This is a genomic window from Pseudomonas sp. F9001, from assembly GCF_013385435.1.
GTDB lineage: Bacteria > Pseudomonadota > Gammaproteobacteria > Pseudomonadales > Pseudomonadaceae > Aquipseudomonas.
Genome location: NZ_JACAPX010000011.1, coordinates 206,504 through 227,205 on the forward strand (window position 1 = coordinate 206,504; position 20,702 = coordinate 227,205).

The 20,702-nt window shown below is 62.6% G+C and carries 20 protein-coding genes; 11 read left to right on the top strand and 9 right to left on the bottom strand.

Annotation, left to right across the window (positions count from 1 at the left end; genetic code table 11):
- Positions 1 to 145: 145 nt before the first annotated feature.
- From metE to HX818_RS09735, 4 genes are all read left to right on the top strand, one after another.
- Complete coding sequence (metE, locus tag HX818_RS09720; protein ID WP_177019938.1) at positions 146 to 2,434, top strand: 5-methyltetrahydropteroyltriglutamate--homocysteine S-methyltransferase; 2,289 nt, start codon at positions 146 to 148, stop codon at positions 2,432 to 2,434.
- A 247-nt stretch (positions 2,435 to 2,681) separates the two neighbouring features.
- Positions 2,682 to 3,179: a sigma-70 family RNA polymerase sigma factor gene (locus HX818_RS09725; RefSeq protein ID WP_102606001.1), complete on the top strand. Its 498-nt coding sequence runs from the start codon at positions 2,682 to 2,684 to the stop codon at positions 3,177 to 3,179.
- Positions 3,176 to 4,123: a FecR domain-containing protein gene (locus HX818_RS09730; protein ID WP_177019939.1), complete on the top strand. Its 948-nt coding sequence runs from the start codon at positions 3,176 to 3,178 to the stop codon at positions 4,121 to 4,123. Before HX818_RS09725 ends, HX818_RS09730 begins: the two co-directional genes overlap by 4 nt.
- A gap of 88 nt (positions 4,124 to 4,211) precedes the next feature.
- Positions 4,212 to 6,653 (top strand): TonB-dependent receptor, encoded by a 2,442-nt coding sequence (locus HX818_RS09735; RefSeq protein ID WP_134326365.1) that lies wholly within the window; start codon positions 4,212 to 4,214, stop codon positions 6,651 to 6,653.
- Positions 6,654 to 6,737: 84 nt separating this feature from the next.
- Here the strand turns inward: HX818_RS09735 and HX818_RS09740 are convergent, their stop codons facing one another.
- Positions 6,738 to 7,796 (bottom strand): HoxN/HupN/NixA family nickel/cobalt transporter, encoded by a 1,059-nt coding sequence (locus HX818_RS09740; protein ID WP_087692446.1) that lies wholly within the window; start codon positions 7,794 to 7,796, stop codon positions 6,738 to 6,740.
- 127 nt (positions 7,797 to 7,923) lie between these two features.
- Here HX818_RS09740 and HX818_RS09745 point away from each other — a divergent pair, with 127 nt between their 5' ends.
- Positions 7,924 to 8,448: a DUF924 family protein gene (locus HX818_RS09745; protein WP_008435398.1), complete on the top strand. Its 525-nt coding sequence runs from the start codon at positions 7,924 to 7,926 to the stop codon at positions 8,446 to 8,448.
- Here HX818_RS09745 and HX818_RS09750 read toward each other — a convergent pair.
- A complete protein-coding gene (locus tag HX818_RS09750; RefSeq protein ID WP_177019940.1) occupies positions 8,445 to 9,875 on the bottom strand; it encodes a hypothetical protein in 1,431 nt (476 codons plus the stop codon). The genes HX818_RS09745 and HX818_RS09750 overlap by 4 nt on opposite strands.
- A gap of 171 nt (positions 9,876 to 10,046) precedes the next feature.
- On the opposite strand from HX818_RS09750, the gene yfcF reads away from it, so the two are divergent.
- Positions 10,047 to 10,679: a glutathione transferase gene (gene yfcF / locus HX818_RS09755; protein WP_102605989.1), complete on the top strand. Its 633-nt coding sequence runs from the start codon at positions 10,047 to 10,049 to the stop codon at positions 10,677 to 10,679.
- A gap of 33 nt (positions 10,680 to 10,712) precedes the next feature.
- Positions 10,713 to 11,444, top strand: coding sequence for a GntR family transcriptional regulator (locus tag HX818_RS09760; protein ID WP_003210205.1), 732 nt, complete (start codon positions 10,713 to 10,715; stop codon positions 11,442 to 11,444).
- A gap of 15 nt (positions 11,445 to 11,459) precedes the next feature.
- On the opposite strand, the gene HX818_RS09765 is transcribed toward HX818_RS09760, so the two are convergent.
- On the bottom strand, positions 11,460 to 11,723 hold the full coding sequence (locus HX818_RS09765) for a hypothetical protein (protein WP_003210203.1): 264 nt from the start codon (positions 11,721 to 11,723) through the stop codon (positions 11,460 to 11,462).
- Positions 11,724 to 11,866: 143 nt separating this feature from the next.
- On the opposite strand from HX818_RS09765, the gene HX818_RS09770 reads away from it, so the two are divergent.
- Positions 11,867 to 12,505, top strand: a complete 639-nt coding sequence (locus HX818_RS09770) for an ATPase (protein WP_177019941.1) — start codon at positions 11,867 to 11,869, stop codon at positions 12,503 to 12,505.
- A 29-nt stretch (positions 12,506 to 12,534) separates the two neighbouring features.
- Complete coding sequence (locus tag HX818_RS09775) at positions 12,535 to 12,876, top strand: hypothetical protein (RefSeq protein ID WP_003210199.1); 342 nt, start codon at positions 12,535 to 12,537, stop codon at positions 12,874 to 12,876.
- 86 nt (positions 12,877 to 12,962) lie between these two features.
- On the opposite strand, the gene HX818_RS09780 is transcribed toward HX818_RS09775, so the two are convergent.
- Positions 12,963 to 13,712 carry a creatininase family protein gene (locus HX818_RS09780; protein WP_102368837.1) on the bottom strand — a complete coding sequence of 250 codons (750 nt, stop codon included), beginning with the start codon at positions 13,710 to 13,712 and terminating at the stop codon, positions 12,963 to 12,965.
- 86 nt (positions 13,713 to 13,798) lie between these two features.
- Positions 13,799 to 14,512, bottom strand: a complete 714-nt coding sequence (locus HX818_RS09785) for a murein L,D-transpeptidase catalytic domain family protein (RefSeq protein WP_023658766.1) — start codon at positions 14,510 to 14,512, stop codon at positions 13,799 to 13,801.
- Positions 14,513 to 14,549: 37 nt separating this feature from the next.
- On the opposite strand from HX818_RS09785, the gene HX818_RS09790 reads away from it, so the two are divergent.
- The gene (locus HX818_RS09790; RefSeq protein ID WP_177019942.1) at positions 14,550 to 16,112 is read left to right on the top strand and encodes a murein L,D-transpeptidase; all 1,563 of its coding nucleotides are present in this window, start codon (positions 14,550 to 14,552) and stop codon (positions 16,110 to 16,112) included.
- Here HX818_RS09790 and HX818_RS09795 read toward each other — a convergent pair.
- Both HX818_RS09795 and HX818_RS09800 read right to left on the bottom strand, forming a co-directional pair.
- The gene (locus HX818_RS09795; protein ID WP_177019943.1) at positions 16,109 to 16,609 is read right to left on the bottom strand and encodes an AAA family ATPase; all 501 of its coding nucleotides are present in this window, start codon (positions 16,607 to 16,609) and stop codon (positions 16,109 to 16,111) included. The two genes, HX818_RS09790 and HX818_RS09795, sit on opposite strands and share 4 nt — an antisense overlap.
- A gap of 45 nt (positions 16,610 to 16,654) precedes the next feature.
- Positions 16,655 to 17,713: an alginate lyase family protein gene (locus tag HX818_RS09800; protein ID WP_177019944.1), complete on the bottom strand. Its 1,059-nt coding sequence runs from the start codon at positions 17,711 to 17,713 to the stop codon at positions 16,655 to 16,657.
- A gap of 130 nt (positions 17,714 to 17,843) precedes the next feature.
- On the opposite strand from HX818_RS09800, the gene dapF reads away from it, so the two are divergent.
- Positions 17,844 to 18,677, top strand: a complete 834-nt coding sequence (dapF, locus tag HX818_RS09805; RefSeq protein ID WP_177019945.1) for a diaminopimelate epimerase — start codon at positions 17,844 to 17,846, stop codon at positions 18,675 to 18,677.
- Here dapF and HX818_RS09810 read toward each other — a convergent pair.
- Both HX818_RS09810 and HX818_RS09815 read right to left on the bottom strand, forming a co-directional pair.
- Positions 18,646 to 19,821 (bottom strand): PAS domain-containing sensor histidine kinase, encoded by a 1,176-nt coding sequence (locus HX818_RS09810; protein ID WP_177019946.1) that lies wholly within the window; start codon positions 19,819 to 19,821, stop codon positions 18,646 to 18,648. The genes dapF and HX818_RS09810 overlap by 32 nt on opposite strands.
- Positions 19,808 to 20,626 carry an alpha/beta fold hydrolase gene (locus HX818_RS09815; RefSeq protein ID WP_177019947.1) on the bottom strand — a complete coding sequence of 273 codons (819 nt, stop codon included), beginning with the start codon at positions 20,624 to 20,626 and terminating at the stop codon, positions 19,808 to 19,810. The genes HX818_RS09810 and HX818_RS09815 overlap by 14 nt, the downstream gene beginning before the upstream one ends.
- Positions 20,627 to 20,702 lie beyond the last annotated feature (76 nt).

Here is a 20,702-nt window from a genome sequence, read left to right on the forward strand (position 1 = left end):
GCGTGAGCGCCGCGCGATCACTCAAGCCTGGGCGGTGCATTTCATCATGAGTGGAACTTGTGATCATCTCAAATAAAATGAGTTTGTCTCACTATCACTCGATCCCGACAATGGCTCCCATACAAACACATTGGAGCTTTACGTCATGGCTGTTGCCCATTCCCTTGGATTCCCGCGCATTGGTCGCGATCGTGAACTGAAAAAAGCGCAGGAAGCGTTTTGGAAGGGCGAACTCGACGAAGCCGGCCTGCGCGCCGTAGGTCGTGAACTGCGCAAGACGCACTGGGACCTGCAAAAGAAGGCCGGCATCGAACTGTTGCCCGCCGGTGACTTCGCCTGGTACGACCAGGTACTGACTCACTCGCTGATGTTCGATGTGATCCCCGAGCGTTTCCGCCCGGCCGACGGCAAAGCCACCCTGCACACCCTGTTCGGTATGGCCCGTGGCGTCAGTGACAACTGCTGCGGCGGTGCCCACGCCCAGGAAATGACCAAGTGGTTCGACACCAACTATCACTACCTGGTCCCTGAATTCAGCGCCGACCAGCAATTCCAGCTGGGTTGGGAGCAACTGTTCGAAGAGGTCAAGGAAGCCCGCGACCTCGGCCACACCGTCAAGCCGGTGGTCATCGGCCCGCTGACCTACCTGTGGCTGGGCAAGGCCAAGGGTGGTGATTTCGACAAACTCGACCTGCTGGACCGCCTGCTGCCGCTGTACGGCCAGATCTTCCAGCGCCTGGCGGACCTGGGCGTGGAGTGGGTGCAGATCGACGAGCCGATCCTGGTGCTGGACCTGCCGCAGGATTGGAAAAACGCCTTCGAGCGTGCCTATAACCTGATCCAGCGCGACCCGCTGAAGAAGCTGGTGGCCACCTATTTTGGCGGCCTGGAAGAGAACCTCGGCCTGGCAGCCAACCTGCCGGTGGACGGCCTGCACATCGACCTGGTGCGTGCACCGGATCAGTACCCGACCATCCTCGATCGTCTGCCGGCTTATAAGGTGCTGTCCCTGGGCGTGGTCAACGGCCGTAACGTATGGCGCTGCGACCTGGAAAAAGCCCTGGCCACCTTGCAGCATGCTCATGAGCGCCTGGGCGATCGCCTGTGGGTGGCGCCATCCTGCTCGTTGCTGCACAGCCCGGTAGACCTGGGCCGTGAAGACAAGCTGGATGCCGAGCTGAAAAGCTGGCTGGCGTTTGCCGTACAGAAGTGCGAAGAAGTGGCGGTGCTGGCCCAGGCCGTGAACCAGCCTGAAGCGCCGAACGTGATCGCTGCCCTGGCCGACAGCCGTGCCGTGCAGGCGGCCCGTGCCGCTTCGCCGCGTATCCACAAGCCGGCGGTGCAAGCCCGTGTGGCGGCGATCACCGCCAAGGACAGCCAGCGTGACTCGCTGTTTGCCCAACGTATCGAGAAACAGCGTGCCGGCCTGAACCTGCCGCTGTTCCCGACCACCACCATCGGTTCGTTCCCGCAAACCGCTTCGATCCGCCTGGCTCGCCAGTCCTACAAGGCCGGCAAGTTGAGCGAAGCCGAATACGTCGAAGCCATGCACAGCGAGATCCGCCACGCTGTCGAAGTGCAGGAAAACCTTGGCCTGGACGTGCTGGTGCATGGTGAAGCCGAGCGTAACGACATGGTCGAATACTTCGCCGAACAGTTGGACGGTTATGTATTTACCCGCTTCGGCTGGGTGCAGAGCTACGGTTCCCGTTGTGTGAAACCGGCGGTGATTTTCGGTGACCTGAGTCGTCCGAAAGCCATGACCGTGGAGTGGATCCGCTACGCCCAGGGCCTTACCAACAAGGTGATGAAGGGCATGCTGACCGGCCCGGTGACCATGCTGATGTGGTCGTTCCCCCGTGAAGACGTGAGCCGCGAAGAACAGGCGCGGCAACTCGCCCTGGCGATTCGTGACGAAGTGGTGGACCTGGAAGCCGCCGGGATCAAGATCGTGCAGATCGACGAAGCCGCGTTCCGCGAAGGCTTGCCGTTGCGCCGGGCGCAGTGGAAGGAATACCTGGACTGGGCCACCGAAGTCTTCCGCCTGTGCGCCTCCGGTGTGCGTGACGAAACCCAGATTCACACCCACATGTGCTACAGCGAGTTCAACGATGTGATCGAGTCCATCGCGGCGATGGATGCCGACGTGATCACCATCGAAACCTCGCGCTCGGACATGGAACTGCTGGAGGCATTCGAAGCCTTCGCTTACCCGAACGACATTGGCCCAGGTGTGTATGACATCCACTCGCCACGGGTGCCGGATGCCTCGGAAATGGCCAACCTGCTGCGCAAGGCAGCCAAACGCATCCCGGCCGAACGCCTGTGGGTCAACCCGGATTGCGGCCTGAAAACCCGTGGCTGGCCGGAGACTGAAGCGGCGCTGATTCACATGGTGACTGCGGCGCGTCAACTGCGGGCCGAACTGGCCTGATCCAACACCCGGAATCAAACGCCGGGTGAAGATCAAAAATGTGGGAGCGGGCTTGCTCGCGAATACGGAGTATCAGCCGCTGGAGATGTCGACTGACCCACCGCATTCGCGAGCAAGCCCGCTCCCACATTGGGTCACCGGCGTTATCAAAATCATGAAATTGCCAGCATTACCCCGCGCAGACTAGAATGCGATCAATTCTTAATTACGCTTGGGCCCCACCGCCCGGCGCGCCCCGGTGATCGGCATGTCGTCTCCCCTCAATCTGCATATCCAGGACCTGTACTGCGAACACCATGGATGGTTGCACCGTTGGCTGGACCGCAAGCTGGGCAACGCCAGCGATGCCGCGGACCTGGCCCATGACACGTTCATGCGCCTGCTCACCCGGCAAACCACCGGCAACCTGGGCGCCGAGCCACGGGCATTGCTGACCCATATCGCCAAGGGCCTGATGATCGACAGCTGGCGCCGCCAGGAAGTGGAACGCGCCTACCTGGAAACCATCGCCCACCTGCCCGAACAGCATGTACCTTCGCCGGAAACCCGCTGGCTGATCCTCGAAGCGCTGTACCGCATTGAGGCGATGCTGCGGGATCTGCCGGAAAAAACCCGCCAGGCCTTCCTGATGTCGCAGATCGACGGCCTGACCTATCAGCAGATCGCCGATGCCCTGGGTGTGTCGCTGATTTCGGTCAAACGCTACATGCGCGATGCCTTCCTGGCCTGCCTGAGCGTGGCATGAGCCAGTCGATTGATCCGCTGATCCTCGGTGAAGCCGCCGACTGGATGGTGCAGTTGCAATCCGGCAGCGCCACCGATGAAGACCGCCGCGCCATCGCCCAGTGGCAGGGCCGCAGCGCCCAGCATGCCCAGGCCTGGCAACGGGCGCAGGCGATTCTGGGGGACTTCAACAGCGTGCCGGCGGCGATTGCCGGCGATACCTTGAAGCGCATCGGGCGCAAAAAATCCCTCGGCCGACGCCAGGCGCTCGGGTTGTTGCTGGCGGCCGGCCCGGCGGCCTGGCTGGCGTATCGGCAGGTGCCGTGGCAGCAGTGGACCGCCGACCAGCACACGGCCATCGGCGAACAAAGGAACCTCACCTTGCCCGACGGCACACGCTTGCTGATCAACACCGGCAGCTCGCTGAATATCGCGTTCTCCGAGCAGGTGCGGCGTATCGAGCTGCTCAAGGGCGAAGTGCTGATCACCACCGCCAAGGATTCGGCCCATCGCCCGTTCATCGTCCAGACCCGCCACGGTACCGCCAGGGCCTTGGGCACCCGATTCAGCGTGCGGGTGGGTGAGCAGGCAAGCCGAGTGGCCGTGACCGAAGGCGCGGTGGAGTTGCTGGCGGCGCATGCCGGCCAGGGGGTGATCGTCAAGGCGGGCGAGCAGGGCGCCTTCAGTGTTGACCGGGTAGCCGCCGTCGAGCCGCTGGACGTCAGCACCCTGACCTGGGAGAACGGCATGCTGCTGGCCCAGCATATGCGCCTGGCGGACCTGCTGGATGAGCTGGGGCGTTATCGCGCCGGCGTATTGCGTTGCCATGCCTCGGTTGCCGATCTCACGGTGTCGGGTGCGTTTCCCCTGCGCGATACCGATGCCAGCCTGCACCTGTTGCAGGAAACCTTGCCGGTCAAGGTCAGCAGCCTGACGGGGTATTGGGTGACGGTCGAGCCGCGCTGATCTTTTTCAACTTTCGCTGATACCTTTTTCGTTGTCGCCCGGTGTAGGGGAGAACCCTCAACATTGCTCCGCGCCGACAGGAATGCCCATGACCGCCAGACCGCTCCCGTACTGCCCCCGTCCGTTGAAGGCACTGAGCCTGGCGGTCGCCCTTGCCGCCGTCGCACCGTTGCAGAACGCCCAGGCAGAAGACGCTGCGCCAAGCAGTGCGGCGCGCAGCTATAACATCGCGGCGGGGCCGCTGGGGAATGTGCTGGCGCAGTTTGCGGCGTTGTCCGGGGTGCCGTTGTCGTTCGATTCGACGTTGCTCAACGATCAACAAAGCCCGGGGCTGCAAGGCAGCTACAGCGCACAATCGGGTTTTGCCCAGTTGCTGCAAGGCAGCGGCTACACCCTGCAAGGCACCGGCACCAACGGTTATACCGTGGTGCCCCAGGCCAGCGGCGGTGCGTTGGAGTTGGGCGCCACCACCATCAGCGGTGAAGCGAGCGGGGCGCAGGCAGACACGTATGCCGGTGGCCAGGTGGCACGTTCTGCACGCCTGGGCGTGTTAGGCAATCGGTCCATCAACGACGTGCCATTCAGCGTGGTCAGCTACACCTCGAAAACCATCGCCGACCAACAAGCGCGAACCGTCGGCGACGTATTGCTCAACGACGCGTCGGTGCGCCAGTCGTCCGGGTTTGGCAACTTCTCCCAGGTGTTCACCATTCGCGGGCTGCCGCTGAGCACCGATGACATCGCATTCAATGGCCTGTACGGCGTGCTGCCCCGGCAGATCATCACTACCGAAGCCCTGGAACGGGTGGAGTTGTTCAAGGGCCCGAATGCCTTCGTCAACGGCGTGTCGCCCTCGGGCAGCGGGATCGGCGGCAGCGTCAACCTGGTGCCCAAGCGCGCTGAAGACACGCCCACCCGCAGCGTCACCCTCGATTACGCCAGCGACAGCCAGGCCGGCGGCCACATCGACCTTGGCCAACGCTTTGGCGAAGACAACCGCTTTGGCGCCCGGGTCAACCTGGCGCGGCACGGCGGCGAAACCGCTGTGGATGACGAAAACAAAAGCTCGCAGTTGATCGCCGTTGCCCTGGATTATCGCGGCGAGCGCTTGCGGGTCTCCACCGACTTTGGCTACCAGAAAGAACGCATCAATAACGGCCGCTCGGTGGTCTACCTGACCGGCACCAAAGTGCCCAGCCCGCCGTCGGCCAAGAACAACTACGCCCAGGACTGGAGCTGGTCGCAGCTGGAAGACACCTACGGCATGGTCAACGCCGAATATGACTTGAACGATAACTGGACGGCCTACGCGGCAGGTGGCGCCAAGCACACTCGGGAGAACGGCCAGTATTCGTCGCTGTATGTCGCCAACGATGGCAGCGCCAAGGTGGGCTTCCTCTATTCACCCCATGACGAAGACAACAAAAGCGCCATGGCCGGCTTGAACGGGCACTTTGCGACGGGGCCGGTGACCCATCAGATGAACTTCGGGCTGTCGGGGATCTGGGGCGAGCAGCGCTCGTCCTACGAGGCGATCCTGCAAGCCAACCGCCAGCCCGGCAACCTGTACGACCCGACGCAAACGCCGCGACCTACCAACACCTATTTCGGCAGTGATATTCACGACCCGCGGGTTGTCGGCAAGAACCGCATCAAGAGTGCGGCGGTGTCCGACACCCTGGGCTTTTTGGATGATCGGGTGCTGTTGACCCTGGGCGTGCGGCGCCAGACCATCGAGGTGGACAGTTGGAACACGGCCACGGGGGCACGGGGTACACCGTACTCCGAGTCCATCACCACACCGGTCTATGGCCTGGTGATCAAGCCATGGGAGCACGTGTCGTTCTACGCCAACCGTATCGAAGGCCTGGCCCAGGGCCCGACGGCGCCACTCACGAACGTGACCAACCCCGGCGAAGTCTTCCCGCCCAAGCGCAGCAAGCAGACGGAAGCCGGGGTGAAGCTGGACTGGGAAAACTATGGCGCCACGCTGGGTGTGTACCGCATCGAACAGCCGAACAACGCGACCACCCGGTTCCCGGGCCAGAAGTTCGACACCTTCACTGTCGACGGTGAACAGATCAACAAAGGCGTGGAACTCAACGTGTTCGGCGAACCCATCGACGGCCTGCGCCTGCTGGCCGGTGCCACCTGGATGGACACCGAACAGAAGAGCACTTCCAACGGCGCCACCGACGGCAACCGCGCCGCGGGTGTGCCGCGCTTCCAGTACAACGTCGGTGCGGATTGGGATGTGCCGGGCATCCAGGGTGCGGCGGTCAGCGCACGGATGCTGCGCACCGGGGGCGAATACGTCAACGCCGCCAACAGCCTGAGCATCCCGGCCTGGACCCGCGTCGACCTGGGCGCGCGTTATGGCTTCAAGGCGGATGACAAATACATCACCCTGCGCGCCAACGTCGAAAACGTAGCGAACAAGGCGTACTGGTCGTCGGCGTCGACGGCCAATAACTACCTGACCCAGGGTGAGCCGCGGACAGTGAAATTGTCGGCGACGGTGGATTTCTGAACCTGGGAAAACCTATCAGGTGAATGAACAACCCGTGGCGAGGGAGCAAGCCCCCTCGCCACAACAAGCCTGAATGTCCCTCGGTCAACCCGCGTTCACTTCAATCCGGTCAAAGCCTTTGAGGCGATACAGCATCACCGAGATCGCCCAACTGGCCACGAAGATCCCGATGATCATGTAGCCCAGCATCCCGAAACTGTCGTTCAGCGAGCCGATAAAACTCCAGAACGATCCCTTCAGGTCCAACTGGTCACCCATCAACCCCAACGCCTCGATACTGCCGATCACCACCGCAACCACCACCGATACCAGGGTGATGGTCATGTTGTAGTAGATCTTGCGGATCGGCTTCATGTACGCCCAGCCGTATGCCCCCAGCATCAGGTGGCCGTCCAGCGTGTCCACCAGGGACATGCCGGCGCTGAACAGCAGCGGGAACACCATGATCGCCCACGGCGACAGCCCTTGAGAGGCCTGGGTCGCAGAAATCCCCAGCAGGCCGATCTCGGTGGCCGTATCAAAGCCCAGGCCGAACAGGAAACCCAACGGGTACATGTGCCAGCTGCGGCTGATCAGGCGAAACACCGGGCGGAAAATCCGCGCCATGAAACCCCGGTCCGCCAGCAGCAGGTCGAAGTCGTCCTCCACATACGCACCGCCCTGGCGCACATGGCGCCAGGCCTTGTAGATCGCGTGCAGGATCACCAGGTTCATCAAGGCGATGACCAACAGAAACGAGGCCGAGACCGACGTGCCGATCACCCCGCCGATGGCCTTGAACCCTTCAAACCGCGCCTGCATCACCGAGGCCGCAAACGCGACGCCAATGGATGCCAGGACCACCACCGAAGAATGTCCCAGGGAGAAAAAGAAGCCCACCGCCACCGGACGTTTCTTTTCCTGCATCAGCTTGCGGGTCACGTTGTCGATGGCGGCGATATGGTCGGCATCCACCGCATGCCGCAGCCCGAAACCGTAGGCCAGGAGCGCGGTGCCGAGCAGCACCGGGTGCTCATGGAACGCCACCAGCGCCCAGATCCAGGCGACCACGTTAATGCCGATCAACAGCCCGTAGATGCCAAACAGCTTGGCGCGAACCTGGGTGCTGGAGTCACTGAAAATCTGGGCAAGGCGTAGGATCATCAACACTACCTGTGTGCGGTGGAAACATTCAGACACGTTCCGAAACTTTATAGATTTTGTTTAGAGTGATGATGAAATTTGTGGAGTGAGTGAGGAGAGGATTGTGACGACGATCGAAAATGCAGCAATGGCGGTTATTGAGTTCTGGAAACAGGCGGGGCCCAAGCTCTGGTTTGCCAAGGATGAAGGGTTTGACCGGCGTTTTCGCGAGGCTTTCTACACCACGCATTTGCAGGCGGCCCGGCGCGAACTGGAGAGCTGGATGCAAACGCCGGAGGGCGCGCTGGCGTTGCTGTTGCTGCTGGACCAGTTCCCGCGCAATACCTTCCGTGGCACGGCGCATATGTTCGCCACCGACCCGCTGGCGCGTTTGTACGCGCGGCAGATGGTCGAGGCGGGGATGGACAAGTCGATCGAAACCCCGTTGCGGGCGTTTTGTTATTTGCCCTTCGAGCATTCTGAAGATCCCGGGGATCAACAGCTGTCGGTGGCCCTGAACAAGGACCTTGATGCCAATACCTACCGCTGGGCCAAGGAGCACGCCCGCATCATCGAGCGGTTCGGGCGCTTTCCTCATCGTAATGAGGTGTTGGCCAGGGTCACGACAGAGGAGGAGCGGGCGTTCCTGGAAGACGGTGGCTTTTCGGGCTAGGCCTCGGGTTCAGCCACTAAGTCTCTGACGCCCGCCTGGCGAAAACGCCGCACACCCTTGAGATCAATCGCCCAGCGCAACGCTTCAGTCGCCGACGGACGTTCGCCTTGGGTAATCGCCGCGTCATCGGTGGTCAGTTTATTCAGGTAGCCCTTGGCGCCGCCGCGTTCGCTCCAGTAATGGGTGTGGCTGAGCCAGGACCTGGCGAGCCAGCCTTTCCATTTGCCCACGCTGACCGGCAGGTCCAGCACGCCGGGGCCCATCACCGGGCTGACCGGGCCGCCGACGATGTCGCCAAACAGGCCCAGGGGCGCGGGGAAGTAGAGGTTGGTCCAACGGGTCACGGCGAAGGCCGCAGCGTGGTGCAAGTACAGGGGGGAAAATGGGCGACCGCCGACGGTGACGGGCAGCCGGCCGCTGTAGCCGTAGCCCTTATCGTCGAGCGTCGGCGGGCAGGCGGGGGCTTCGCGGCGTTCGATGCGGCGCTGGAAGTCGCTCACGCTGCGGCCCAGCAACAGGCTGGCGTGGGCCATCGGGCTGCCGAGGGTGACGAGGTCGGTGATGCGCCACGGGTTGCCGAGGTTGCGTTGTTCGATAAAGGCTTCGGCTTGCTGTTCGCGGAACCTGAGGAGGCTTTGCAGGCGGCCGTCGAGGGCGTTTCCAGCCTTTGGCAGGGTGTCCTGGACCACCGGTTGCAGTCGCTCGTGGTTGGCGTAGCGGGCGGCGAGTTCCGGGCCGCCGGGGCGTAACTGATCGTGATGCTCGTGCCACAGGTAGCCGACGATGTCGTAGGCAATCACGCTGCCCAAACTGTGGCCGACGACGATGATGCGGTCGTAATCACCCTTGTCATGCAGGGCGCGCAGCAGGTCGACGCCATCGGCGCGGATCTGTTCGCGCACCACCACGTTCTGCGGGTTGGGGCTCAGGTAGCGGGCGGCATCGCCAAGGTATGACAGTGCCGAGTACTTCAGGGCCAGGCCGATCACCGCCAGCAGCACCGGGATCAGGGCGAAGGGGTTGTCGCTGTGGGGGAATCGGCCATACAGCGTCGCCAGGGTTCCGCTGACCAGCAGCACGAGCAGGGCCAGCAAGGCCCAGCGCGTGGCGCGCCAGATCGGCACGATGGCCGTCGGGATATCCCGGCGCGGGCGCTTGAAAATGTCCCATAGCCAACTGAGCAGGTGCCCGACCTTGGTGCCCTGCATCTTGTGGGCCCAGTAGTACTCGTAGAAATCGGTGGTGTTGCGACCCGCCGACTTCAACACGCGCAAATCGAAGTTGCGCGAAAACCGGTCGGGTTTGCTCCAGTAGAAAGGCGTCGCCTCGGGGGTGTCCGCCGGGATCGCCGCTTCGACGAAGCCACGCAGGGTATCCATCGGGCGCTGCTCGCCGATTCCGTGGATGACGACAACCGCTTGTTTCATCTAGTGATCGTTCCTTGATCCGCTTTTCGGGGCGTTACGGGTGGGGTTCAAGGGGCCATAGTATTGCCATTATCGATGGTATTCCAGCCAGGAATGCCCCCATAAAAACCGCGCATTTCATTTGCGCGGCGCGATCTCGTAGTGTGGTGCTCCCACCAAGGAGATGTCGCCGTGAACCATCGCCCGCTGAGCCTGTACGTTGACGCCCATTTCACCAGTCCCTACGCGATGTCGGCGTTTGTGACCCTGCGGGAAAAGGGCCTTGAATTTGAACTGCTCACGTTGAACCTCGACACGGCCGAGAACCAGACTGACGCGTACACGCACTTGTCGCTGACCGGGCGCGTACCGACCCTGGTGCAGGGTGAGTTTGCGCTGTCCGAGTCGTCGGCGATTACCGAGTACCTGGAGGATGTGTTCCCGCAGGTGCCGGTGTACCCGGCCGAACCCCGCCAGCGGGCGAGGGCGCGGCAGGTGCAGGCGTGGTTGCGCAGTGACTTGATGCCGATTCGGCAGGAACGCTCGACCCTGGTGGTGTTTTACGGGCTCAAGGGCGAACCGCTGTCGCCGGTTGCTGAAGCAGCGGCCCACACGCTGATCAACGCGGCGCAGGCGCTGTTGGCCGACGGCCGCGACTACCTGTTCGGCGCGTGGTCGATTGCCGACGTGGACCTGGCCGTGATGCTCAACCGGCTGATCCTCAACGGTGACAGCGTGCCCGCCAACCTGGTGGCGTATGCCCAGCACCAATGGCAACGGCCTTCGGTCCAGGAATGGGTCAAGCAGGCACGACCGTCGCTGTAGTCACCTCCTCAATTACTAAGTGAATCCTGATCCATGAATATACTGTCGAGTGACTCCCGCCTGCCGTTGTATCAGCGTTTTCGGGATCATCTGATTGAGCAGATTGCCAATAATCACTGGCGTGCCGGTGCGGCTATTCCCCCTGAAGCGGTGTTGTCCACCCAGTACCAGCTGTCTACCGGCACCGTGCGTAAAGCGATCGAGGCATTGGTGGGCGAGGGCATTCTGGAGCGCCAGCAGGGCCGTGGTACGTTTGTGCGCCGCCCGAAGTTTCAGTCGTCGTTGTTCCGGTGTTTCCGCTTCCAGGGCCCGGGCGGTGAATGCCAGCTGCCGCAGAGCCGGATCCTGTCCGTCAAGCCGGTGAAGGCGCCGTTGTCGGTGAGCGAGGTGCTGGGGCTGGCAGCGGATGCGCCGGTAATCTGCATCGTGCGGGTACACGTGCTGGACACCGGGCCAGTGCTGGCCGAGGAAATCTGGCTGCCGCGCGAGCGGTTCCAGGCGCTGCTGGACGTGGATCTGACCCGGCAGGGATTGCTGTTGTACCCCACTTACGAAGAAGTCTGCGGGCAAGTAGTCGCTTCTGCCGAGGAAGCCCTCACTGCCGAGTCCATCGATGACGTGTGGGCCCGCTGGTTGCAGGTGCCGGTGGGCAGCCCGGTGATGGTGATCGAGCGGCTGGCCCGGGATTACGCCGGCCAACCCCTGGAGTTGCGACGCGGCCGTGGCCACGCCGAACATTTCCGTTATCGCGTGGATATACGCTGAGCTTGAGGCGCGGTGCTATTCGGCTTTGAGCAGCACCAGCCAGGTTTGCACCACCCGGCGGTCAAGGTCTTCCCAGTCGGCCATGCCCAGCACCCGGGTGGTGTTCAAGCCGCGCAAGTAGCCACGCAGTTGCTGGGCAATCGCGTAGATCACTTCCGGTTCGGCGGCGTTGTCCAGCAGCACTTCCTCATAGTCGACCAGGTAATCGGCAACCCGCTCGCGAAACTCCGGAAGCACAGCTTCACGGATGCGATCGAAGGTTTTCTGGTGGGGCTTCATAGGCGTTCCTTATCATTTTGTGTGAGGCGGCCTGCACGACACTATTGCTCTAGATAATAGTCACCATCAAGTATTGCGAGTTCTGTTTTTCTGAAAAAGGAGGACAATTGCCATCATTGAACATGATGTGCAAGGACCCTGCGATGAGGACTTTTACCGGTTTGGCCCTGGTGGCGCTGCTGATGAGCACAATGGTTGGCTCTGCGTCGGCCGGGGGGCTTCAAGCCAGCCACCTGGCGCCAATCGTCGCCAGCCCGGTCTGGTTGCAGCATTCGCAATCGGTCGGCGTGCTCTACAGCGACAACACCCTTGACAACCTTGAGTACCTGGCGCGCTACCACGCCATGGCGGTCAATGGTGCCAAGGGCCAGCTGGACGAGCAGATTCGCCAGGCTTTCGTCGACAGTTCCGACCCGGACCTGGCGATTGACTGGCTGATGGCTTCGTTGCGGCACACCTTTGCCTCGGTCACCCGTTACGACAACCTTGATGCGCTGTTGCAGGCGCACCCGGATGTGGTGGTGATGCTCGATACCTACAACCAATTGCTGACCCAGCGTAACGACCTGGTGGAAGCGCGGTTTGTTGCCAAGTTCTATGACCTTGACCTGCAATACATCGCCAAAGCCGAGGGTTCGATGCAAATGCACTTGCCTAATGTGTGGGTACATGACAAAACGGCGCCCCAGATCGCTGCACAGATTGGGCAGCAGCGCGACGTTCAGTTGAACGCATTAAAGCAGTTCGATGCCTCGCTCAAGGCGTTGGTCGCTGCCGGTTAGCCCACTTCGTTTATTTTTCAGGAATTTTTATGCGCGTGTTGTTAGTGCCAGCGATGGCTTCTGCTTCTTTATTGATGACGGGCTGTGCATCCGCCCCCAATGCCCCAACCCTTACCCTGCAAACCGCCAAGGACCCTGAAGCCTACGTGCAGTGCGTAGTGCCCAAGTTCGAGAAAAACGGCATGACCTCCACGGTCACGCAGAATTCGCGGCATGCCCGGATCGTGGTGAGCAGCAAGATCGCCGCGGACAACATCCTCGAAGTCTACAAGTCCCAGGACGGCGGCAAGGTGTTCCTGTACGAGCGCAAGCCGTTGGCATCGACGTTCAAGCCGTCGCGGTTCGAGCATGCGGCGCAGGATTGCCTGTAATCGACGAGCGAGGATCTGATGTGGGAGCTGCCTCGCTTAAGCTCGACAGCTCCCACAGTTGATCTTCATTGTCTTGAGCGAATGATTCAGCTCGGCTTTGGCTCGCTGCTGAACGTATCGACCGCTTTCACCAACCCCTTGGCCGCCAACGCCACCAACTCACCGCCTTTTTGCGGGGTGGCCAGGGCCGGGTCTGAACCCATGCGCCCATCCGGGAAACGCGCGCGGAAGTCGCGGGCTTCGCGGATCGGCCCGGTGTTGGCGATTTGCGGCGAGTAGTCAGCCGACTTGATCGCGTCCGGGTAGGCCCATTGGGTCACGGCGATCTCCGACGGCGTGGCATGGCTGCCGTGGCCCACCGGGAACTGCTGGTGCGCCAGTTCGTTCACGCCTTCCAGGTCCCACCAGTTGCACAGTTTCAGCGCATAACCCGACGGGCGCCCGCTGAAGCTGGCTTCGGCATACAGCTCGGAGAACGCCGCTTCGATCGAGGCAATATTGCCGCCGTGGCCATTGAGAAACAGGATCTTCTCGAAACCATGGCCTGCCAACGAGCGTACCCAATCGCCAATCGCCGCGATAAAGGTCGAAGGGCGCAGGGAAATGGTGCCCGGGAAGCCCAGGTGATGCTGGGCCATGCCGATATTGAAGGTCGGGCCGATCAGGATGTCGGCGTTCTTCTGCGCTTCATGGGCAATGATTTCCGGGCACATCCAGTCGGTGCCCAACAGGCCGGTGGGGCCGTGTTGTTCGTTGGAGCCGATGGGAATCACGATGCTGCGGCTGCGTTCCAGAAACTGGCCAATCTCGATCCAGGTGGATTGATGTAAAAGCATCTCAGGTTCTCTCTCTCATCAAGCCCAGGAACACGGTGGAGTTCCTGGTGGCGTGAGCCGCATGGTGCACGGCAACAGCGAGAGCATCAACCGCCTTTGACAGTACCGGCACTCGCCATCTGGCGCGGCTTGCAGTTGAGGTAAGCCGAGGACTTCAGCCAGCGCTGGTCGGGGTACCAGGAAAACATGAACTGGCCGTCCTTGAGTTTGTCCACCACCTGGCGCGCTACCTGCGGGCGTACGGCGGGGCAGCCCTGGCTGCGGCCGATACGGCCTTCGCGCTTGCTCCACAACGGGCTTACATAGTCGGCGGCATGGATCACGATGGCGCGGTCCCGCGCACGGTCATTGAAACCCGGCTCCAGGCCGTCCATGCGCAGCGAGTAGCCGTGGGCGCCTTCGTAGCTCTCCTGGGTGCGGAACAAGCCAATGCTGGACTGGTAACTGCCTTCACGGTTGGAGAACTGGGTGGCGAAGTTTTCCCCGGATTTTTGTCCGTGGGCCACCAAATCCCGCAGCACTAATGTCTTCTTGCGCAGGTCGAAGATCCATAGGCGACGAGCGGTCGAAGGTTGGGAATAGTCGATCACCGCCAGCCGGTCGGACTGCTCGATGCCATTGCCCACCGCGCATTGCATGGCGCTCAAGGCTCTTTTCAGTACATCGGGGTTGAGTTCTGGAGCGGCGTGGGCGAGGCTGCTATACAGAGTAAGAGGTTTACCCGTGTCTGCGAGCGCAACGGTGCTCAGCGAGGCAAAGGTCGAGATGATCAGGCCGAGTCGGCAGCAAAAGGTCAGCATGTATAAAGCATCTCCGCCGTGGATGGGAGCTAAGCGATTGTTCAAAAAACACGCATGTTACTTGAGCATTTGCCTGCTCGTTGCACCGCTGGTCGCGACAGCCGAAGACCTGTTGGTGGTGTCGCCGGCCCCGGTGCAATTGGCGCTCTCGCAATTGTCGACCGTTTGCCCAGGCCCGGCCGGGCAGGTCGATGCGCCTTCCCTGGCGCGTTTGCAGGCGTTTTATCAGCAGCAGGGCGACGTGTTGCTGTGGTCCGAGGGGGATCGCCGCGCCGCATTGCTAGCCCAACTGCAGTTGCTGGCCGACGATGGCCTGGACCCGACTCACTATAGACTGCCCCCGGCGGATGCCACGGGGAACGTGCTGTGCATCGATATCGGTACCAGCCAGCAGTACCTGCAAGCCCTGCAGGACCTGCATTTCGGCCGCTTGCAGCAGTCGCGCTTCGAGCCCGTCTGGCATTCGCAACCGGCCCCGGACCCCGACACCCAATTGCTGGCCATGGCCGAGGCCGGCATGCAGAACGTCGCCCAAGCCTTCGACCAGGCCCGCCCGAGCGCGCCGCTATACCTTGGCCTGCGCAGTGCCTACGCCGCCTTGCGCCAGCAACCGTTGCAGCATTGGGAAGCCGTGGCCAGCGGCCCGTTGCTGCGCCCGGGCATGGACGATTCGCGGGTGCCGCAACTGGCGCGGCGAATGGTCAATGGTGGCTACCTGAGCGCCACCTCCGCGGGGACGCAATACCGTGGCGAGTTGGTCAACGCGGTCAAGACCTTCCAGCAAAGCCATTCCCTGCAAGCCGACGGCGTGATCGGCCCCGGCACGGTCACCGAGCTGAACATCAGCCCGGCGATTCGCCGCGAACAATTGCGCATCAACCTTGAACGGTTTCGCTGGCTGTCCCGGGACCTGGAACCCGAGGGCGTGCTGGTGAACGTGGCCGCGGCGCAACTGAGCTTCTACCAGGGCGGCGTGCCCGTGTGGCAAACCCGCCTGCAAGTCGGCCGCGCCGACCGCCAGACGCCGCTGCTGAAGTCGCGCATCACCCGGCTGACCCTGAACCCCACCTGGACCATCCCGCCCACCATCATGCGCGAGGACAAGCTGCCGGCGATCCGCCTGAACCCCGAATACCTGCGCCAGCAGAACCTGCAAGTGCTCGACAGCCAGGGCAACCCGCTGGCACCGGAACAGGTCGACTGGTCGCACCCCGGCAACATTCTGCTGCGCCAGGGCGCCGGCCCGCGCAACCCGCTGGGCCGGATCGTGCTGCGCTTTCCCAACCCGTATTCGGTGTACCTGCACGACACGCCGAGCCAGCCGCTGTTCTCCAAGGGCCCGCGGGCCTTCAGTTCGGGATGTGTGAGGGTTGAGCAGCCGCTGCTGTTGCGCGACTTCCTGGTGAGCCCGGCGGAGAAGATCCGCACCGAAGAATTGCTGGCGACGGAAACCACCCACGAGTTCCGGCTCGCGACGCCGGTACCGGTGCTGCTGGGGTATTGGACGGTGCAGGTCGATGGCAAGGGCGCGTTGCTCTACGCGCCGGACATTTACGGGCGCGACCCGGTGTTGATGAAAGCGATGGAGAGTGCGCTCTAGGCGCTTAGCTGAGCGTTGATCATCGTCACCGCCTCATGGGAAGACAAGCGCGCCGTATCGACGGTCAATGGCGACTCGGCCCATGGCTCATATTCATGGGCCAGGACGGACTGCCAGGTGGGCGGCGTGAGCCCCGGAATATCGCTGGTGCGTGATTCCACGCGACGTTGGTGTTCGTGTGGGTCGGAGCACACCACCTGGATATTCACCAGCGGCGTATCGGCGCTTAGCGCAGTGTGGCGCCACGCCTGACGACTTTCAGCCACCGGGTTAACGCAATCGACGACAACCGTGCGGCCCAGCAACAGGTTGCTCAACGCCAGCGCATTGGCCACCTGGTAACCGCTGCTGCCCACACCTTGCTCCAGAAACCCTGCATCGCGGATGGCCTGCTCGATGGTGTCGATGCGCAGATACACGGCGCCGGATTGGCCGGCAAGGGCCTTGGCAATCGTGGTCTTCCCGGTGCCGGGCAGGCCGCTGAACACAATAAGCATGGTCGATCCTTCGAAGGGGTGAGTCGGCTCAGTCTACCGGGCGACTCACTTCAAATAACAGGCGCTGATCCAGTCCGAAGGCTTGGGCGCGAGTTGTTCGGCCACCGGCAGATACCGGGCGTCCAACTGCGCCGCCAGCCAGTACAGCGTGTTGCTGCTTTTCGGGTTCCATTCGCCGCTGTAGCCAGGCTCACCTACGCGGGCCCGGTCCCGGTCGAACTGCACGTGGGTATGCACGAACTCTTCGTGGCTGCGCTGGCCTTTGGCATACGGCGCCAGCCAGTCCAGTGCTTCGCTCAGCGAGCCACCGTGGGGCGCGGTGACGTCCAGCCAGTTGCCGCCAATGCCGTAGGGCTTGGCCGCCAGCGCGGCCTGCACCAGCGGCTCCAGGTCGTAGACCACATAGTGCAGGGCGTCACGGTCCTGGAAGTCGCTCACCGAGCCGTCGGGCAGTACGTTGTCGTTGATCTGTTGCCGGAACAGCTGGAAGGCCTGTTCGAGCATCTCGCGGTCGCCCAGTGCGGCGGCGGCCACCGTGACCAGTTTTACGCGGTGGCTCTGCCAGTTATTGGTGTTGGTGGCTTTCTTTTCTCCGTGGAACTGCTTGATGCGCTCGATATAGCCATTGCCCAGGTGGGTCAGCAGCGCGCGGGTGGCGTCGCGGGTCTGGGGGCGAAGGTCGCTGGCGGTGAGGGCGTAGGCGCTGATCAGCATGTCGAGGTTGGTTTCGTCGATCGGGTTGAAGTCCGGCTGGTAGGTGCTGGCCCACGCGCTCAGGTAGTCATCCACTTGCTTGAGGTAGCGCGTGTCACGGCTCAGGCGCCAGGCCAGGGCCGCCTGGCGCATGACTGGCCAATCCTTCTCGGCGGCGATGCTTTGCTCGCGGATGCCGTGGTTCGGCAGGGTACCTTCGGTGTGCAGATGGGGCAGGGCGTCGGGCTGGTCGCCGAGGTGGCGCTGGGCGGCAGCCAGCAGCGATTTGGAGGTCGGATTCGAGGTGGCGGGCTGGCAGGCACTCAGGACCTGGGGCGCGGCAAAGGCGGCGTTGGCGAACGCGGCGAGCAGCGCGGCGAGGGCCACGGTGTGCAGAGGGCGTTGGAGCATGCTGTTCCTCAGGGATGGATTGACCCGATCGGGGCGCAGCCACGCTACCATGCCCGTGATGGGAATTTGATGAAATACCCGCCAGCCCTCTATCCTTGCAGGCCTTGCCCGGTCGAGAACAGGACGCACCATGACTTTGCAGTTCGTGAAGATGCACGCCCACGGTGATGATTTCATCGTGATCGACCGGCGCGGCCAGGATGACCCGATCACCGCTGAAATCGCCCGCCGCCTGGGTGACCGTCATCGCGGCATCGGCTTCAATCAATTGGCCGTGGTGCTCGACTGCACTGACGCGGCCGCCCGTATCAAATTCTGGAACCCCAACGGCACCCCGCTCGACACCTGCGGCAGCGCCACCCGCGGGGTTGCAGACATGCTGATGCGCGAAGCCGGCACTGCCACCCTCGTGCTGCGAACCAACCGGGGGCTGCTGACCTGCGTGCGCGAATCGGCGCAGCGGGTGTCGGTGGACATGGGGCAGCCGTCATTGGGCTGGGAAGCTATTCCGCTGGCGCAAGCGATGGACACCGAACGCTTGCCGCTGGAGGGCGACCCGGCGGCGTGCGGCATGGGCAACCCGCATTGCACGTTCTTTGTCGATGACCTGGCGACGGTCGATATTGCAGCGGTTGGCCCGTCGCTGGAAACCCACCCGTTGTTCCCCAACAAGACCAATGTGCATTTCGTGCAGGTACTCGACCGGGGTCATATCCGCCTGCGCATCTGGGAACGGGGCGGCGGTGTCCCGCAGGGCTCGGGTTCGTGCTGTTGTGGCGCGGTGGTCAACGGGATTCGTCGTGGGCTGCTGGATAACACCGTCGACGTGCAATGCGATGGCGGTACCGTGACGGTGCATTGGGATGGGCGTGGCGGCGTGGTGTTGACGGGGGCTGTCCAAACCGTTGTTCACGGCACTGTGGCTGCCGCGCTCATGGGTGGCGCAATGGAAAGTGCACACTGAAGATGGTGCCCCGGTCCGGGCTTGAGCTCACCGAAACACCTCCATCATGGGCCTTGGCGATTTCCCGCACGATAAACAGCCCCAGGCCAACGCTACGCACCTCACTGTCTTGCTCCGTGCCTCGGGTCATGGGCTCAAACAAGCCAGCCATCAACGCTTCGGGAATCGCCGGGCCGTGGTTATGCACCGAGAGCCGGCTCTCTTGTGCGTCCTGGTGCGAGGTGACGGTGATCGGCTGTTGCAGGTCGCCGTACGCCACGCTGTTGGCCACCAGGTTGCCGATGATTTGTTGTATGCGGTCGGCATCCAGGAACGTGCGGGCGCTGCCCGTGGCGTGATGTTCGAGGGTCGCCGTGGGGAACGCCACCCGCAACTCGTCGAGACTGTCACGGGTGACGGCGTGCAGGTCGAGTGCTACGGGATTGATGCTGATGCCCTGGCCGACTCTGGCCTGGGTGAAGTCCAGCAAGTCGGCGATCATCCGCTGCGCCCGTTCGGTGGACAGGCCGATATGCCCCAGGAGTTGGCGCTCCTTGGGGCTGCGCTCGCCACGGGCGAGGAACTCCGAGGCCATCTTGATCGCGGTAAGCGGGTTCTTCAGGTCATGGCTGACAATCGCGACCATCTGCTCGGCAAACAGCGCCCGGCGCTGGGCGATTTCATAGGCGCTGCTCAGTTCGGCCTGGGCCTGATGCAGCGCGACTTCAGCGGCGGTCTTTTCCTGCAGCAAGGCTTCAGCCAGTTTGCGCGCGTTGAGCAGCTCGCGCTCGTACTTGTCGCGGTCGGTGGTGCCGAAGAGGGCCAGTTCGTTATAGGCAATGCCGGCATGTTCGTACCTGACGCCGTTGAGCAATACCGTGACGGTGCGCCGGTCACGGTGCAGCAGGTCGAGTTTCACTTCGGCGATGGAGCCCTGCATTTTCATCAGCGGCGCCAAGTGCGTCTGATGGAAGATCCGCCCGCCCATCGTCAGCAGGTCCTGGAACCGTCGTTCTTTCAACTCATCGACGCTGAAGCCGGTCCAGTCGCTGAAGCACTGGTTGGCCTGCACGATGGTGCCGTCTTCCCGGGTGACTACCAAGGCGCAGGGCGCACCGTCGAACAAACGTTGAGAGTCCGGCAACGACAGGTTATCGGCTGGCATCGGCACCCACCCATGGCAACAGGAAACTGTCCATGGCCGCTGAACAGGCGCCGGGTGCGCTCATGTGCGGGCAATGCCCCACGTTATCGACCAGGCAGTACGTGCTGGCGGGCAACGCGGCATGCAGGTACTCACCGACGCACACCGGTGCGATCAAGTCGTCGGTGGATTGCAGAATCAGGGTGGGGGTCATCAGGCCCGCGATGTCCTGGCGGTTGTCCGACAGGAAGGTTACCCGTGCGAAGCGCTTGGCGATGTCCGGCTCGGTGCGGCAGAAACTGTTGGTCAGTTCTTCGCCGAGTGCAGGTTGCCCGGGTGCGCCCATGATTACCGGGGCCATGGTGCTGGACCAGCCGAGGTAATTGCTGTCGAGGGTATCGAGCAACGAATGGATATCGTCGAGGGTGAACCCGCCCGTGTAGTCACCGGAATCGATATAGCAGGGCGAAGGACCGATCATCACATGGGCGGCGATTGGTCCGGGCGCCTGGCGATCGGCCAGGGCGCCGATCATCGCGCTGACGGAGTGCCCCACCAGCACCACCGGGCCCACGGCGTATTCATCAACAATCTCGCCCAGGTCATGGGCGTAGCCGGCGAGTGAGCTGTATTTTTCGCTGTCGTACGCGCCCAGGTCGGACTGGCCAGCCCCCACCAGGTCATACAGCACCACACGGAAACGCCCGGTGAAGTGAGGAAACAGATAATTCCACATGGTTTGATCACACCCGAAGCCATGGGAGAAAACCAGGGTCGAGGGACCGCTGCCATACACCCTGACATTGTTGCGCTGCTGAAGGTCCATGGCGTTCTCGTGTAGGGCGTGTGTGGGGGTGGCGTAAGTCTAGATAGTCGGTGGCGTCGGGTCACCTGTTTATAGC

Coding starts and splice junctions, on each gene's coding strand:
- metE (WP_177019938.1), top strand. CDS start 146: ATGGCTGTTGCCCATTCCCTTGGATTCCCGCGCATTGGTCGCGATCGT.
- HX818_RS09725 (WP_102606001.1), top strand. CDS start 2,682: ATGTCGTCTCCCCTCAATCTGCATATCCAGGACCTGTACTGCGAACAC.
- HX818_RS09730 (WP_177019939.1), top strand. CDS start 3,176: ATGAGCCAGTCGATTGATCCGCTGATCCTCGGTGAAGCCGCCGACTGG.
- HX818_RS09735 (WP_134326365.1), top strand. CDS start 4,212: ATGACCGCCAGACCGCTCCCGTACTGCCCCCGTCCGTTGAAGGCACTG.
- HX818_RS09740 (WP_087692446.1), bottom strand. CDS start 7,796: ATGATCCTACGCCTTGCCCAGATTTTCAGTGACTCCAGCACCCAGGTT.
- HX818_RS09745 (WP_008435398.1), top strand. CDS start 7,924: ATGGCGGTTATTGAGTTCTGGAAACAGGCGGGGCCCAAGCTCTGGTTT.
- HX818_RS09750 (WP_177019940.1), bottom strand. CDS start 9,875: ATGAAACAAGCGGTTGTCGTCATCCACGGAATCGGCGAGCAGCGCCCG.
- HX818_RS09760 (WP_003210205.1), top strand. CDS start 10,713: ATGAATATACTGTCGAGTGACTCCCGCCTGCCGTTGTATCAGCGTTTT.
- HX818_RS09765 (WP_003210203.1), bottom strand. CDS start 11,723: ATGAAGCCCCACCAGAAAACCTTCGATCGCATCCGTGAAGCTGTGCTT.
- HX818_RS09770 (WP_177019941.1), top strand. CDS start 11,867: ATGAGGACTTTTACCGGTTTGGCCCTGGTGGCGCTGCTGATGAGCACA.
- HX818_RS09775 (WP_003210199.1), top strand. CDS start 12,535: ATGCGCGTGTTGTTAGTGCCAGCGATGGCTTCTGCTTCTTTATTGATG.
- HX818_RS09780 (WP_102368837.1), bottom strand. CDS start 13,712: ATGCTTTTACATCAATCCACCTGGATCGAGATTGGCCAGTTTCTGGAA.
- HX818_RS09785 (WP_023658766.1), bottom strand. CDS start 14,512: ATGCTGACCTTTTGCTGCCGACTCGGCCTGATCATCTCGACCTTTGCC.
- HX818_RS09795 (WP_177019943.1), bottom strand. CDS start 16,609: ATGCTTATTGTGTTCAGCGGCCTGCCCGGCACCGGGAAGACCACGATT.
- HX818_RS09800 (WP_177019944.1), bottom strand. CDS start 17,713: ATGCTCCAACGCCCTCTGCACACCGTGGCCCTCGCCGCGCTGCTCGCC.
- dapF (WP_177019945.1), top strand. CDS start 17,844: ATGACTTTGCAGTTCGTGAAGATGCACGCCCACGGTGATGATTTCATC.
- HX818_RS09810 (WP_177019946.1), bottom strand. CDS start 19,821: ATGCCAGCCGATAACCTGTCGTTGCCGGACTCTCAACGTTTGTTCGAC.
- HX818_RS09815 (WP_177019947.1), bottom strand. CDS start 20,626: ATGGACCTTCAGCAGCGCAACAATGTCAGGGTGTATGGCAGCGGTCCC.